A 14,744-nucleotide genomic window follows, 5' to 3' on the forward strand; every position below is an offset into this window, starting at 1 on the left:
CTGCGCTGTTTTTTTATAAAAGTCAGAACACCTTAAAACTGATATTATAGGCTCGATATTCATCGAGGAGTGATTCATGTTTTCCTGGTTTGAGCGCCGACTAAATCCCTTCCCACCTGAGGAGCCGCAACAGGCTCCAACAGGCTTTTTCGCTTTTTGTTGGCATTACACTAAGGGCGCGACACCGTTTATTCTTGTGACGGCTTTATTAATGGCGGGCATCGCCATTGCAGAAGTTTGGCTATTTGGCTTTTTAGGGCAAATTGTCGACTGGCTGGCTGCGCAAGACCGCAATACGTTTTTAAGTGACCAATTTTGGCCGCTTATTGGTATGAGTGCCTTGGTATTGCTGGGCTTACCTTTACTTGTATGGTTTCATTCGCTGCTGACGCATCAAACGCTGTTAGGCAACTTCCCTATGCGTATTCGCTGGCTGGGACACCGCTACCTGATGAAACAGTCTATGAGCTTTTATCAGGATGAGTTTGCCGGTCGTGTTGCTACTAAGCTGATGCAAACCGCGCTGGCGCTGCGGCAATGCATTATGACGTTTATTGAAATCGTCAACTATGTGGTGGTGTACTTTCTGGGGATGTTCGTCATTATCGGTAGTGCCGATTGGCGAATGATGCTGCCATTAGCTGGCTGGCTTGTGCTTTATGCGTTGCTGTTGCGTTATTTTGTGCCGAAGCTTGGCAAAGTGTCGGCAGAGCAAGCCGATGCCCGCTCCGTCATGACCGGCCGAATTGTAGACTCTTATACCAACATTCAAACGGTGAAACTGTTCTCCCACTCTCAACGTGAAGCTGCATTTGCGCACGAGGGCATGGACACCTTCTTAGGCACCGTTCATAAACAAATGCGTTTAGTGACCCAGCTTTATGGCGCACTGTACTTCATTAACTGTGCATTATTGTTTGGCTCAGCGGCCACCGCCATTTATCTGTGGATGGATAACGCAGTCACGTTAGGTGCTGTCGCCGTAGTTATTGGTCTGGTTTTGCGGCTTTTTGGTATGTCACAGATGGTGATGTGGCAAATGTCGACGCTGTTTGAAAGCATCGGTACGGTGCAAGATGGTATCGGGTCTATTGCAGTGCCGCAGCGTATCGTTGATAAATCTAACGCGCCTGCATTAACCGTGGAGCGTGGTGACATTCAGTTTGATCACGTGCAATTTCATTATGGCAAGGGCCATGGCGTGATGGATGACTTTAACCTGCATATACAGCCGGGTGAAAAAGTGGGTATTGTCGGGCGTTCCGGCGCTGGAAAGTCCACTTTTGTGAATTTGCTATTGCGATTCTACGATGTGGAGCGTGGCGAGGTTCGTATTGATGGACAGGCGATACATAACGTTCAGCAAGACAGTTTGCGCGAAAATATCGGCATGGTCACACAAGACACGTCGCTGCTGCATCGTTCGGTGCGAGACAATATTTTATATGGGCGCCCTGACGCCAGCGAAGAAGAGTTAATGAATGCAGTCCGCCGGGCGCATTGCGAAGAGTTTATTGATGAGCTCAGTGATAGCAAAGGACGCAAAGGTTTGGATGCTCATGTCGGTGAGCGTGGCGTCAAACTTTCCGGAGGTCAGCGACAGCGCATAGCTATTGCCCGTGTCATGTTAAAAGACGCACCAATATTAATTTTAGATGAGGCGACATCGGCACTGGACTCTGAAGTTGAAAATGCGATTCAGGAAAACCTGTATCAATTGATGCAGGGGAAAACGGTGATAGCCATTGCACACCGTCTTTCAACAATAGCGGCGATGGATAAGCTGGTGGTGATGGATCAGGGACAAATTATTGAGCAGGGCTCTCATGAAGAACTACTGGCAAAAGGCGGTTTATACGCCAAATTATGGCGTCATCAGTCCGGTGGCTTTTTGGCAGAAGAGGCATAATCAATGAATATCTGGGTAGATGCGGATGCTTGTCCCACCGTTATTAAAGACATTCTGTATCGGGCTGCAGAGCGCAAGCAGCTGCCGCTCATTTTAGTTGCGAATCAACCGCTGCGAGTACCGCCGTCAAAATTTATAAGAACGATGCAAGTGTCAGCCGGGTTTGATGTTGCGGATGATGCCATTGCCGAGCAGTGTGAGCCGGGTGACTTAGTCATTACCGCCGACATTCCGTTGGCGGCGGACGTGATTAAAAAAGGTGGGCAGGCGCTGAGCCCACGGGGTGAGCTTTTTACAAAAAGTAATATTGGTTCGCGTCTTAATATGCGCGATTTCATGGACACCATGCGCAGTAGCGGTGAACATACTGGTGGTCCACCGCCTTTGCATCAGCGTGACCGCATGGCTTTTGCGAACGAGCTGGATAAAATTCTGGCGCGGGTTTAATGAACCTTAGCCGCGTGATAGCGTTTTTATTAAATGCCAGCCAAACGCGGTTTTTACCGGACCATGCACTTCCAGCGTGGGCTTGCCGAAAACGACTTTGTCGAAAGCCGGTACCATTTCTCCGCGGCGAAACTCACCCAAGTCGCCGCCCTTTTTACCCGACGGGCAAAGTGAGTGCTTACGGGCTAAATCTGCAAACTTAGCGCCGCCAGCCAACTTCTTTTTCAAGTCTTCTGCTTCTTCTTTGGTTTTCACTAATATGTGTACTGCGTGTGCTCGTGCCATATTGGACTCCTTAGTTTCTTTGATGCATTTTACCTAAATTTGCATCGTGAGCCGAATGGAATCATTATTTGGCTCAAAAGGTGAGCCGAATAGCGAGACTGGAGTAAACCAGAATGACTGACATTATCGACTTTTCAGTATTTTATGAGCGCGCCTGCGAACGCAAGGGCGGAGAACAAGCGATGCTTGCGTTAATGCCTAAGATGGCAAGTGACGCGGAGCTCGTGAAAATGACTGATGATCGCGTACTATCACTCATGACCCGTTGTATCTTTCGGGCAGGTTTCGTATGGCAAATTATTGACCGTAAGTGGCCACAGTTCGAAGAAGCCTTCAGTGGTTTTGTACCGCTTTACTGGCAGCAAGTGCCACCGGAGCGACTCGAAGAGCTGGCGCAAGACGAGCGTATTGTGCGTAATTTTCAAAAAATAATAACCGTACCGGTTAACGCCCGAATGATTGTCGAAGTGTCGGAAGAGCACGGGAGTTTTGGTAAGTTTTTGGCTAGCTGGCCGCATGATGACCAAGCTGGATTGCTGCTCTTTCTCAAGAAGAATGGTGCTCGCTTAGGCGGTAACACGGGGCAGTATTTATTGCGTATGTTGGGCTGGGACGGTTTCGTTTGCGCAAGCGATGTGCTCACTGCACTACGGAATTTTAATTTACTGGATGCCTCACCAACCAGCCAAAAGGGCCTTAAGCAAATACAAACAGCGATTAATCACTGGCACCAGGAAACAGGACTGCCACGTAGCCATATTTCCCGGATATTGTCATACAGCGTTGGTTAATGCGTACCAAATTTTCGCATTGCCCAAAGCCCTAAAACAGGGCCGGGTAATAGCAGCCAGGCAACCCATTCGTTTAATACTGGCCAGCTCCAGCTAGCTAACCAGATGGCCGGAATGGTCAGGGCAAAGCCAACCGAGTTCATTACGGCTAAGGCACTGCCAACTTTGTCAGCTGGCGCCTCTTGAGCGGCTAATGCTGAAAACTGAGGTGAGTCAGCAATAACCGAAATACCCCAAAGCGTTAGAGTTAAAAGGGCAACCGAGGCTGGCAATTCAGTAATGAATGGGTATAACAAGCACATTGCGCCGGAAGTGATAAGTGCGAGTCTGGCAACCGATATGCCGCCGTGCTTTTTGCTAAGCCAACCACCGCAGATACAACCAAGAGCGCCTACCCCAATTAACGAGAATGATAACCAGGGAATGGAAGACAAAGACCAGCCAAGCTGAGATACCGGTGCTAAAAGGAGCAGAGGTACCAGCATCCAGAAGGCGTAGAGCTCCCAACAGTGGCCAAAGTAGCCACCGGCAACCGCACGGAATCGTGGCTGTTTAAGCGCCGATAATCCCTGACTTAGCGCCGCAGGTTTAGCTGTTGCCGGCAAATGTGGCCCACTACCGAGGAGCCCCACGCCTATACCGCCTAAAACGGCTAGTATAGAGGCAGCAAACAATGAGATGTGCCAATCTAAACCAAGAGTGAAGCCTCTCATTAAGTGCGGAAGTGCGGTTCCTAAAGTCAGCATAGCCAGCAACCAAGACAATGCAGCGCCTGCGTATTTAGGTACCCATGAAATAACTAGTTTCATGCCCATTGGGTAGATACCGGCTAAACACAGGCCGGTCAGTAAACGCAGAAACCACGCGAGCGAGAAATGGTCAACGGTAACGATGAAAAGCGCATTAACTGACGCACCGAGTAAACTGGAAAGGCAGAAAATAGCGCTGGCTTTGTAGCGGTCAGCCAAACCGGTAAGTGCTAAAGATAAAGTGCCTACAATGAAGCCTAACTGAACAGCGAGAGTTAATGCCCCTAAGTCGGCTTCTGAAAGACCTTGTTCTGACGAAAGACTTAACCAAACACCGTTAACACTGAACCATAACGAAGTACCCAGTAGCTGAGCTAAAATAATAACGGGTAAAGCAATGCGCGAACGGACATCCGATGTCATTCATAAACCTCGTGTTAGTATGAACGGTCTGGTATTTTGCGTCGCAATAGTAACGACAAAGGAGTGACTATCATGAAACTGACGGTTGAAATTAGCAAGTACCCACTGGCGGATGATTATATTGGTCCAATAAAAGGTTTTATTGATGAGCTTAATAAAACCGATGATGTAAAAACTATCACCAATACATTGAGTACTCAGGTATTTGGCGACTACGACAAGGTGATGGACGCCCTGCAACGCTGCATAAAATGGTCATTTGAGCGCTATGGCAAAGTCGTCTTTGTTTGTAAATTTTTACATGGTGATTTAAGTCCTGAAGACTAAGATGATAAGTATTCCAAGTATCGCTAGTTAGAGCTACTATAGTCAAAAATAGAGTGGCTTTTATGAAGTATTGGCGTAAGTATCATCCGGAAATTAATGTTGATGACCCGCGTTACCATCAGGTGTCGTTAATATACAGTATACTATTGATAATGCTGGCTTACTTTAGTGTTATAGGCCTGCTGAACGTTACGCTATTTGATGCGGCACATATTGCAGTATATGACTTTTCCGGCTTTCTTCTTATCGCTGGTATTTATTTTTATGTCAGCCGTGGAAGCAACTTTACGGTTGCTGGGTGGTTGGTTACAGGCACACTGATATTCGTGCTCTTGGCATTCATACACTTGGCGGAGGGCAGAAATTATTCATTAATTTGGGTCACAATACTTCCTCCTATTGCTTTTTTTCTTCATGGTCCTCGAGCGGGTGCCTGGGTAACCGGGGTTGTTTTTGCTTACTGCGGTTGGTTTCTTTACGTGCAGTTGAGTCGTGGGGTTCCGGGGGATTTGAGCCTTGGCGCATTTCTTAACTTTATTGAAGTTGCGACGGCACAGTTGTTTCTCTTCCGTTATTACGAGCGCTCCAGAAGAGAAGCTTATGAACAACTTCAGGCCACTTCTGTTACTGATCCTCTAACGGGTTTATATAATCGCCTGCATCTGGACGTTAATCTCAACATGTTACTTTCGTCCTCCCGGCATAAAGACTTAAACCTGTCTGTCTTATTAATCGATGTTGATCATTTTAAGAAAATTAATGATGAATATGGCCACTTAATGGGCGATAGAGTGCTTTGTTCTATCGCGACGATTCTCAAAGAAGCAGTGAGAGAGTGTGATTTTGTGGGTCGGTGGGGTGGCGAAGAGTTTTTAGTTGTTTGTCCTGAAACCGGCAGCAAAGAGGCGATGACTCTGGCTAATAGAATCGTCGAAACTATTCAGTCTCGGCCACTCGTTGAAAGCATACATGCTACCGTTAGCATTGGGGTTGCTGAGGCATCAAATAACACAAACTTGACGGCTGAAGGGTTACTGCACCTGGCTGATAAAAACTTATACATGGCCAAAAGTAGAGGAAGAAATAGGGCTATTTCAATGTTGAATGCCGATTCCTTCGACAACGCTCTGAGCAATATTTAACGCTATCCCAGCAGCCTTTCCATTTTTTTCGCCATGAAAATGGTCGTTGGCAGGTTTCACAAACCTTGTTAGGCAGGTGGGGCTTTTTGTGAGGCATAGCTAATTAGATCTTCAGCCATCTGGGCGTTTGAGCCTTATAGCTTTGATACTCATTGCCGTAAAGTTCGCTTAATGCCTGCTCCTCTTTAACCGCTTGAGCGCGCATCATGGCGATGCCGACCAATAAGCAAATCAAGGTGAAGACACTGGGGAGTGTCAGGAAGAGACCCAGTTGGCCGAGCATAATGGCTAAGAACATCGGGTTACGCGAGTGCGAAAAAGGCCCCTTCGTTAACAGTGCCCGGGAGTTATCGCTGTCGATACCTGAGCGCCAGTCCTGACGCATATAGGCGTGGCTGTAACTGACAAACCCAAGTGACACCAACATTGTGATCATGCCAATAGACAGCACCCAGGGTGTGTAAAGTGGTTCTATAATGCCGAGCCAGGTATCAATAGGGTAAAAGACCCGGGCAATACAAATAACCAAAATTGCACCGCGGAAAAGGTTAAAAACCTGGCGTATCCACCATGTCGTACTGCCTTTTTTACCGTATTGAATATGGCTTTTTGAGGTGCGGCTATTCAGTCCAATAGCGGTACTCGCGTAGTGGACTGCTATGAATAGAAAATACACGGCTAAAAAATGGCGGCTAATCAGGTCAATATCGAACAAAAAGATCTCCAACTTCGGAACACGCAATCGTTTTCCATTCTACGGTTCTTTAAAGAGATTGAAAGAGTCAGGTGAAATATCGTTTTATGTGCTATTGATTAATTATGTTCTTGGCAAAGGAAGTCGTATGCGTTTTATAACCTATAGTGCTGTTTTATTGTTTGGTATGGCGCTGACAGGCTGTGCGTCACCCACCTCTTCTATTCTAATTGGAGACGCTCGGCCGGAAATACCGGTAGCACAAGTAAAAGTGTACTTAGAGGCGCCTGAGAGCTATGAAGAAATAGCTTTAATTGAAGCAAGCAGTGATGCCTCCTGGAGCTTTGGTGAACAAGCGAAAATGGAAGCAGTATTGAAGCGGCTGAAACTGGAAGCGGCTAAAGTAGGTGCTAATGGCGTCTTGCTGCAAAAAACCGGTGACAAGCAAGGCGAGTCAGTTTATGTCGGGGCTGGCTCAGGTGGTTACTCAAGCAATGTGGGATTTGGGGTAAGTGTTGGTAAAGCCTTCGGTTTGACCGATAAAACAGGGGAAGGCATCGCCATTTATGTAAAACCAGACAATGGCGATGCGGCATCAGAGAACGACTCGTCAGAAATTAAGGAACCTGTTAAGGAACTTTAGTCGCGTTCCAGTTAACCGCTTGCCAACGGTCGTCGCGTTGAATTAAAACACCGGTATTATAAAAATATTGAGTGACTTTACCTTCCTCTTCAGCGGTTAACGTAAAGTTGAATACCACTGTGTCACCAAACTGTTTTACCTCGATGTCTTCAGCGCCATACCAGACACTAATGTTGTCTGGGTCTTTGGGTTTAGCGTCTTTCATACCCGACATAAGGTGCTCTTTACCAAAACGTTCACCGCTGGAACTGGTATAGGTCAGTTCTTCCGCCCAGAAGCGGTCATGCGCTTTAGGTGAACCAATACTGGCGCCGTATAAAAAGGCCTCTACGGCTTTGGTTGTAGCTTCTTCAACGCTTTCTTGTGCGGTGCACGTGGCACTGAACAAAACCGCGATGGCTAATAATAAGTAACGCATTGTCGTTATTCCTTTCGGTTGTTTTTCGGTATGCTGTAAGCATATGGCAAGCACAGAGACACGGCAAACAGGTTTACAAATGCTTATCAAACAAACAGAACTGCAATTGGCTCCTCACCCAAGGGGTTTTCACCTTATTACTGACGAGATTGAACGGGCTCTGGTTGAGCTTGGGCAAGTATCAGCCGGGCTATTACAGGTGTTTATTCGGCACACATCGGCATCGTTGACCATTAATGAAAATGCAGACCCGACGGTTCGTCAGGACTTTGAAAGCCATTTTAATGAAATGGTGCCAGAAAATGCGCCGTACTACCGTCATACGTTTGAGGGGCCTGATGACATGCCAGCACATTTAAAGTCGAGCATATTAGGCAGTAACTTAACTCTACCGGTGACCAATGGACGTTTAAATTTAGGCACTTGGCAGGGAGTCTATCTTTGTGAACATAGAGATCACGGCGGCGCTCGCACCTTAATTCTGACTCTACAAGGCGAGTGAGCATGCTACAACGAGCAACAATAGATGAACTCAAAGAAGCACTGACTTGGCCGGACAATGCGGCGGAGTTTCGCCTGTGGTTTGGTGAAAAAGTACCTTATGGCAGTTCCGCAGAGGCTATTTGGGATCAGATTAAAGCAGAAGAGCGTGGCACTTATACCTTTTATCAAGATGGTGAGTTTATCGGTTTTGCACAAGCCTACCAAAAAGTCGAAAACGGTATACACATCGCGTGTCTTATTGTGAACTCTGCAGTTCGTGGTCAGGGGCTGGGTAGAAAATTTGTCGAGGCTTTGTTGGAAAACGCTTGGTCACAGGAAGAAACTCAGTTTATTACTTTGAATGTGTATCCGGAAAACGAGCCTGCCAGACGGTTATACAACAGTCTGGGCTTTGATGAAGTTGGCGAAAATCAAGGTATGGTTGCAATGCGGCTGGAGTCTCAATAAATCAGCAGATTTAAGCCGTTTTTACGGTAAACTGATGCGAAACAATACATAAATCCCAACGGGACTCTCCATGACAGAAAAAGAATTGCATCGACGTCGCCTCATCTCGGCAAAACAGTCCGAAGAGTCTATCGCCAAAATTGAAGGGCAAGGCTCCTACAAATTGGCTTTTGCTGATCATGACTTTTTGCTGAGTGATGACTTACGAGCCGTGCGTCTTCAGCTGGAGTATTTGAAGCCACAGCTGACGTTAGAAAAGCATAATGTCGATGCCACTATTGTGGTGTTTGGCAGCGCCCGCTTTTTGCAGCCGGAGCAGGCGCAACATGATGTTGGTGTTGCTGAGCAAGCGTTGGAGAAAGACCCTGACAACGACACGTTGATGGGAAATTTGAAGCGAGCGAAAAGAGCACTTAAGAATAGTGCTTATTACCAACAAGCAATGGATTTTGCTCGCATCGCCACTGAACATAATCTCTGTCATGATGATGAAAATCTAATGATCGTCAGTGGTGGCGGCCCGGGTATTATGGAAGCTGCAAATAGGGGAGCCATGGAGGCAGGTGGGCACAGTATTGGCCTGAATATCGTGCTACCTCATGAGCAGCGACCGAACCCTTATATAACGCCTGAGTATTGCTTTCAGTTTCATTATTTTGCTATTCGTAAAATGCATTTTTTGCAACGAGCCCGTGCTCTGGTCGCTTTCCCCGGTGGGTTTGGTACGTTGGATGAACTGTTTGAGACGTTAACATTGGTGCAAACGAAAAAGTCCGAACCTGTACCTATTGTGCTCGTTGGAAAAGAGTTCTGGCAGCGGTTAATTGACTTTGATTTACTCGTCGAGGAAGGGACTATCTCCGAGCATGACTTAGCATTATTTGAAATTGTCAATACCGCTGAAGAAGCCTGGCAGGCCATTTGCCATTGTTATGATTTAAAAAATGGATCACGCCATATCCGCTAAGCGCTCTCGGAAGTGGCGCCACGAGATCCAAAAGAATAGAGCGCCAATAGCGCCTAATGCTAACAGCTGTGGCCAGACGATATTGATACCGGCCCCCCGGAATAAGATGCTCTGGCCAAACTCAGTAAAATGAGACGTTGGAGCAAAGTACATAACCGCCTGCACTACTGTTGGCATACTGTCGAAAGGTGTCATGCCACCGGACAGTATCTGCATCGGCATGATAATGAGCAAAAATAACAAGCCGAACTGTGGCATCGAGCGAGCGTAAGTACCTAAAAAGATGCCGATGGATGTGGTCGCAAATAGATGCAATGCAGTGCCGAATAAAAAGAGGCCCAACGAACCACTCGTGGGTATTGCCAATGCTTGTTTTATCACCACGACTAAAGAAAAAGCGGATGCCACTAGGACTACTAACGCCATGGACCAAACTTTACTGACCATAATTTGAAAAGGCGTTACCGGCATCACCATCAGATGTTCGACGGTGCCATGTTCTCGCTCCTTGATCAGCGCAGCGCCAGTTAAAATAATCGACAGCATGGTGATTTGGTTAATGAGCTCCATGATGGCGCTAAACCAGCCACTATCGAGCTCTGGATTGAACTGCGCTCGCACAGCAATATCGATGGGCAGTTGAGCTGCTGATTGAGTGAACGTACTGACCTCCCGGTTAATAATTGACTGAATGTATCCGTTACCAGTAAACGCCTGGCTCATTCGGGTCGCGTCGACAATAAGCTGAACTTGTGGTCGTTCGCCATTGAGTAAATCTCTTTGCAGCCCCTCCGGAATATCCAGAATAAAGGTGTAACGACCTTCGTCCATGAGCTGATCGGCTTGATCCGCCGAAACGGCTTCTGGTGGCAGAAAATAAGGCATTAAAAAGCTATTAATTAATTGGTTAGACAGCTGTGAGCGATCATTATCGATAACGGCTATGGGTGTTTTGTAAAGGGTTTGTGGTGTGGCTGATGCCGCGGTATAAACAAAGACGGTAAAAGCCAGCATAATAAATAAAAGCAGCATGGGATCGCGTGACAAGCTCACTAACTCTTTTACGCCTAAATGCGAAATGTTTTTGAGAGAACGCATTTATCGCTCCTGCTTTTTCACTAAGCTAATGCCAACCGCTATAAAAATAATGGCAGCAATAATGAGTCCTACCAACATGACGTGCAGCTCATTAAAGGACAAGGCTTTTGAGAAAACACCACGGCTAACAATCATGTAATAGGTCGTCGGATAAACCTCCCCAATAATTTTGGCCAACCCTTCTAATGATGTGACTGGCGTTATCATGCCGGAAAACTGTGAGGCTGGAAGAATGGTGGCCAGAGCGGTGCCAAAAAGTGCGGCAATTTGGCTGTTCAGGAAAGCCGACATAATAAGCCCTAATGCAGTGGCGCAAATGACGTAGAAAAACGTGGCGAGAGTAAACGCCAGAAAACTGCCGGTAAGTTCGACCTCGAAAATAAATAAAGCCTGTCCAACCAGTATTAGGAAGTTAACCATCGCAAGGACGACATAAGGCAGCTGCTTACCCAGGAAAAACTCACTTTTACGCGTTGGAGTGACATAAAAATTGGTAATGGAGCCTAACTCTTTTTCCCGCACGACAGAGAGGGAAGTCAAAATAGACGGAAACAGCATTAACAGAAGCGGTATTACTGCAGGGACCATAGCCGGCAAGCTTTTAATATCGGGGTTGTAACGGTATCTGGAAGCAATATCGATAGTGGCTGTTTGGGGTGTAGGGGCACTCAGTTGCTGTTGTTGCTTCTGTAGCCAGTCTATGTGCATACCCTGAATATAACCCTGAGCAGTTTCTGCCCGCATAGGCATAGCGCCATCGACCCACGCACCGACGGTGACGTTGTCGCCTCTTTGTATATTGCGGGCGAAATTGTTGGGTATTTCAATGGCCAGACTAATGTCGCCACTCTGCAGGCGGGCATCAACTTCTCCATAGCTCTTTAAAGGCGGCTGCTCGTTAAAGTAGCGAGAGCCCGATAAGCTAAGAATGTAATCGCGACTGGTGCTGGTCTTGTCGCGGTCAAGTACGGCAAAGTCAATTTCGTCGACATCCATGTTAATACCGTACCCCAAAACGAACATCAGAATGACGCTACCGACTAAAGCCATGACAAGTCGAACGGGGTCCCGGAACAATTCTAATGTTTCGCGGTGACTGATACTAAGCAGTCGTCTTACACTAAAGCCGTGACTTAGCTGAAGGTCACTATGAGTTTGTCGCCTTAGCGTCGGCTCTTCACGGTTATTAGCGGGTTGCCCTGATGCTGTCTCTAAATAGTCAACAAAAGCGTCTTCAAGAGAGCTTTTGTTACAGCTCTGGATAATGCCGTTAGGTGTGTCGGTGACTAACACCTTTCCTGCGTGCATGAGTGACACTCTGTCACACCGTTCCGCCTCATTCATAAAGTGAGTGGATATAAAGATAGTGACGCCGTGCTCGCGGGAAAGTCTCAATAAAATATGCCAGAAACTATCACGGGCGACGGGGTCGACGCCGGAGGTTGGCTCGTCCAGAATCAGTATTTCTGGCTCATGAATCATGGCGACAGCCAGTGATAAGCGCTGACGCTCACCAATGGGTAACTGCTTGGGGAGCTGCGGGAATAGCCGTTGTAAATCGAATTGCTCCGCTATCGCCTCTATTCGCTCGTCAATGTTCTCTTTAGGAATATCAAATAGCTGAGCGTGCAATTTAAGATTTTGATAGACCGTAAGCTCGCTATATAGGGAAAAGCTTTGCGCCATATAGCCAACGCGCTTACGAGTTTCTAAGGAGTGACTGTCAATGGGCTCATCGAAAAGCCAGGCTTTACCTGAGCTGGCTGTTAGCAGCCCGGTCAGCATTTTCATTGTTGTTGTTTTACCGCATCCATTCGACCCTAAAAAGCCGAAAATCTCACCCTTCTGAATACGAAAGCTGGCCTTATCAACGGCGGTAAAATCGCCAAAACGCATGGTCAGTTCTTCTGCCTCTATCGCTGTAGGGCTGTCTTTGTCGGACTGATGCGGCCGGCTCGTAAAAGGCTCTATAGATTGAGCACCAAGCAGTGATACGAAAGCGTGCTCTAAAGAAGACGTTGAGGTTTGAGTTAAAAGTTGGGTGGGAGATCCTGATGCGAGCACCTCTCCGTTATTCATGGTCGCTAACCAATCAAAGCGTTTGGCTTCATCCATATAAGCCGTTGCCACCAGCACGCTCATGTCCGGGTGTTGTTGTCTAATGTCGTCGATAAGCTGCCAAAACTGACGGCGAGACAAAGGATCAACTCCGGTCGTCGGCTCATCCAATATCAGCAGTTCTGGCTCATGAATCAATGCGCAACATAACCCCAGTTTTTGCTTCATTCCGCCTGACAGCTTTGCGCTGGGGCGGTCTTTAAACTCCCACAGACGGGTCGCTTTTAATAAGCGAAAAACGTGTTGTTCGCGTTGTTGGCCCTTAAGTCCAAAAAGCTGCGCAAAAAAGCTGAGGTTTTCTTCGACTGACAGTGTAGGGTAGAGATTTTTCCCCAACCCTTGCGGCATATAAGCAACACGGCGATACAGCCGCTTGCGTTGACGAGATTTACTCAGATCTTCGCCTAGCACAAACAGCTGGCCTGACTGTAACGCTCTAGCGCCGGAGATCAGGGATAGTAACGTTGATTTACCAACGCCATCAGGGCCAATGACACCGCACAACTTTCCTCGAGGGACAGCCAAAGATACAGAGCGCAGTGCTGGTTGCTTGCTGTAGTGATAGTTGAGCTCATTTAGAGAGACAACAACGTCATTCTCTTGGGTCATTCATTGAGCTCCGACTTGAGCTCTTCGGGCCAAGCTTCTTGTTCATCAAGCTTCACGTAGGCAACGCCAGGTAGTCCCGTTTTTACACGTTCAAGATGCTTCTCTAAGAGTGCTTTGTCGATGCTGGCACGAACTCGAAACATGAGTTTTTCTCGTTCTTCCTGGGTTTCAACCGTTTTGGGTGTGAACTGTGCGATATCCGATATAAAGCTGATACTAGCGGGTATGCGATAGTTTGGCAGCGCATCTAACACAATGCGTGCTTCACTTCCTACTGATATCTTTCCAATAGCGCTGGTGGGGAGAAAGAACGTCATATAAACATCGCTCAAGTCCACCATGTTCACAACTCGACCTCCGTTGCCAATAACTTCCCCCGGCCGAGCAATAACGTATTGAATGCGGCCGTCGCGAGGCGCAAGAAGTGTGCTGTCATCTATTTGAGTTTGTATGCGTTCAATCGTTGCTCTGGCGGCATCGGCACCGGACTTAGCTTCCTCATGTCTTGAAATCGCTGTCGCTATGGCTGCATCGGTTGCGGAAATCTGAGATTTAGCTGCGGTGACGGCCGACTCGGCGCTAATAACGGACGCTTTTGCATCATCGAGATCTTGTACTGACATCGAGCCCGTTTGAGATAGACTTTGAACTCGGGTGAGTCGCTTTTTAGCAAGCTCTAACTCAGCGTTGCGTTGTTTCAGTAACGCTTGCGCCGCGCTTTTTTCCGCTCGACGCTGCTCAATTTGACTTTCAGCTGTGTTAATTGCGCTCTTTGCTTGGTTAAATTGTGCCTGTGCTTGGTGAAGTTCGGCTTCGAGCGTCGTGGTATCAATGCTCGCAAGCTTGCTTCCGGTAAGCACGAAGTCACCTTCCGCCACCGACAGGTTAGCGAGTCGCCCGGCAACTTTAGTGGCAACATTAATTTCAGCGGCTTCGATTCTCCCGTTGCCACTGACAATTCCCTCATAGCCTTCGCTTTCCTTGTTAACACCAAGGTAGACAAAAAAAACAAGACCGATAATGACTACGAGCCAAACAAGGTTTCTTTTATTCATAGAGTCATCCCACCCTGGCGCCAGGAGGATAAGAACAGAAATACTGTGGTGGGTTTATTGGTTAAATGTCGATTCATAAAGGGAGCCTTACATGGAAGTTGCCATTTATAGTTTTAGC

General features: G+C 47.3%; 17 protein-coding genes. 9 read left to right on the forward strand and 8 right to left on the reverse strand.

Annotated features, from left to right (window positions below; all coding sequences use genetic code 11):
- The first annotated feature begins 76 nt into the window (after positions 1-76).
- Positions 77-1,909, forward strand: coding sequence for an ABC transporter ATP-binding protein (locus CWC33_RS06610; RefSeq protein ID WP_100691299.1), 1,833 nt, complete (start codon positions 77-79; stop codon positions 1,907-1,909).
- Positions 1,910-1,912: 3 nt separating this feature from the next.
- Positions 1,913-2,356 carry a YaiI/YqxD family protein gene (locus CWC33_RS06615; protein WP_088767276.1) on the forward strand — a complete coding sequence of 148 codons (444 nt, stop codon included), beginning with the start codon at positions 1,913-1,915 and terminating at the stop codon, positions 2,354-2,356.
- 6 nt (positions 2,357-2,362) lie between these two features.
- Here the strand turns inward: CWC33_RS06615 and CWC33_RS06620 are convergent, their stop codons facing one another.
- Positions 2,363-2,641 (reverse strand): peptidylprolyl isomerase, encoded by a 279-nt coding sequence (locus tag CWC33_RS06620; protein WP_100691300.1) that lies wholly within the window; start codon positions 2,639-2,641, stop codon positions 2,363-2,365.
- A 113-nt stretch (positions 2,642-2,754) separates the two neighbouring features.
- On the opposite strand from CWC33_RS06620, the gene CWC33_RS06625 reads away from it, so the two are divergent.
- On the forward strand, positions 2,755-3,432 hold the full coding sequence (locus tag CWC33_RS06625; protein WP_100691301.1) for a DNA-3-methyladenine glycosylase I: 678 nt from the start codon (positions 2,755-2,757) through the stop codon (positions 3,430-3,432).
- On the opposite strand, the gene CWC33_RS06630 is transcribed toward CWC33_RS06625, so the two are convergent.
- Complete coding sequence (locus CWC33_RS06630; protein ID WP_100691302.1) at positions 3,429-4,604, reverse strand: MFS transporter; 1,176 nt, start codon at positions 4,602-4,604, stop codon at positions 3,429-3,431. The genes CWC33_RS06625 and CWC33_RS06630 overlap by 4 nt on opposite strands.
- Positions 4,605-4,676: 72 nt before the next feature.
- On the opposite strand from CWC33_RS06630, the gene CWC33_RS06635 reads away from it, so the two are divergent.
- Complete coding sequence (locus tag CWC33_RS06635) at positions 4,677-4,931, forward strand: YkoF family thiamine/hydroxymethylpyrimidine-binding protein (protein WP_100691303.1); 255 nt, start codon at positions 4,677-4,679, stop codon at positions 4,929-4,931.
- Between the two features lie 62 nt (positions 4,932-4,993).
- On the forward strand, positions 4,994-6,073 hold the full coding sequence (locus CWC33_RS06640) for a GGDEF domain-containing protein (protein WP_100691304.1): 1,080 nt from the start codon (positions 4,994-4,996) through the stop codon (positions 6,071-6,073).
- Here CWC33_RS06640 and CWC33_RS06645 read toward each other — a convergent pair.
- Both CWC33_RS06645 and CWC33_RS06650 read right to left on the reverse strand, forming a co-directional pair.
- Positions 6,021-6,170: a DUF2256 domain-containing protein gene (locus tag CWC33_RS06645; protein WP_100691305.1), complete on the reverse strand. Its 150-nt coding sequence runs from the start codon at positions 6,168-6,170 to the stop codon at positions 6,021-6,023. The two genes, CWC33_RS06640 and CWC33_RS06645, sit on opposite strands and share 53 nt — an antisense overlap.
- Before the next feature lie 6 nt (positions 6,171-6,176).
- Positions 6,177-6,815, reverse strand: coding sequence for a methyltransferase family protein (locus CWC33_RS06650; RefSeq protein WP_232709765.1), 639 nt, complete (start codon positions 6,813-6,815; stop codon positions 6,177-6,179).
- A 100-nt stretch (positions 6,816-6,915) separates the two neighbouring features.
- On the opposite strand from CWC33_RS06650, the gene CWC33_RS06655 reads away from it, so the two are divergent.
- Positions 6,916-7,410 carry a hypothetical protein gene (locus CWC33_RS06655; RefSeq protein WP_100691306.1) on the forward strand — a complete coding sequence of 165 codons (495 nt, stop codon included), beginning with the start codon at positions 6,916-6,918 and terminating at the stop codon, positions 7,408-7,410.
- Here CWC33_RS06655 and CWC33_RS06660 read toward each other — a convergent pair.
- Positions 7,397-7,828 carry a nuclear transport factor 2 family protein gene (locus CWC33_RS06660; RefSeq protein WP_100691307.1) on the reverse strand — a complete coding sequence of 144 codons (432 nt, stop codon included), beginning with the start codon at positions 7,826-7,828 and terminating at the stop codon, positions 7,397-7,399. The genes CWC33_RS06655 and CWC33_RS06660 overlap by 14 nt on opposite strands.
- A 79-nt stretch (positions 7,829-7,907) precedes the next feature.
- Between CWC33_RS06660 and CWC33_RS06665 the strand changes: the two genes are divergently transcribed.
- The 3 genes from CWC33_RS06665 (at position 7,908) to CWC33_RS06675 (ending at position 9,746) form a co-directional block, all read left to right on the forward strand.
- Positions 7,908-8,330 (forward strand): secondary thiamine-phosphate synthase enzyme YjbQ, encoded by a 423-nt coding sequence (locus CWC33_RS06665; RefSeq protein ID WP_100691308.1) that lies wholly within the window; start codon positions 7,908-7,910, stop codon positions 8,328-8,330.
- 2 nt (positions 8,331-8,332) lie between these two features.
- Positions 8,333-8,779 (forward strand): GNAT family N-acetyltransferase, encoded by a 447-nt coding sequence (locus CWC33_RS06670; RefSeq protein ID WP_100691309.1) that lies wholly within the window; start codon positions 8,333-8,335, stop codon positions 8,777-8,779.
- Between the two features lie 70 nt (positions 8,780-8,849).
- Positions 8,850-9,746 carry a TIGR00730 family Rossman fold protein gene (locus CWC33_RS06675; RefSeq protein ID WP_100691310.1) on the forward strand — a complete coding sequence of 299 codons (897 nt, stop codon included), beginning with the start codon at positions 8,850-8,852 and terminating at the stop codon, positions 9,744-9,746.
- Here CWC33_RS06675 and CWC33_RS06680 read toward each other — a convergent pair.
- From CWC33_RS06680 to CWC33_RS06690, 3 genes are read right to left on the reverse strand one after another with little or no spacing between them, the layout of a single operon-like run.
- Positions 9,729-10,844, reverse strand: a complete 1,116-nt coding sequence (locus CWC33_RS06680) for an ABC transporter permease (RefSeq protein WP_100691311.1) — start codon at positions 10,842-10,844, stop codon at positions 9,729-9,731. The genes CWC33_RS06675 and CWC33_RS06680 overlap by 18 nt on opposite strands.
- Positions 10,845-13,571, reverse strand: coding sequence for a ribosome-associated ATPase/putative transporter RbbA (gene rbbA / locus CWC33_RS06685; protein ID WP_100691312.1), 2,727 nt, complete (start codon positions 13,569-13,571; stop codon positions 10,845-10,847).
- Positions 13,568-14,626: an HlyD family secretion protein gene (locus tag CWC33_RS06690; protein ID WP_100691313.1), complete on the reverse strand. Its 1,059-nt coding sequence runs from the start codon at positions 14,624-14,626 to the stop codon at positions 13,568-13,570. Before CWC33_RS06690 ends, rbbA begins: the two co-directional genes overlap by 4 nt.
- Positions 14,627-14,744: the final 118 nt, after the last annotated feature.

This window comes from Idiomarina sp. X4 (assembly GCF_002808045.1).
GTDB lineage: Bacteria > Pseudomonadota > Gammaproteobacteria > Enterobacterales > Alteromonadaceae > Idiomarina.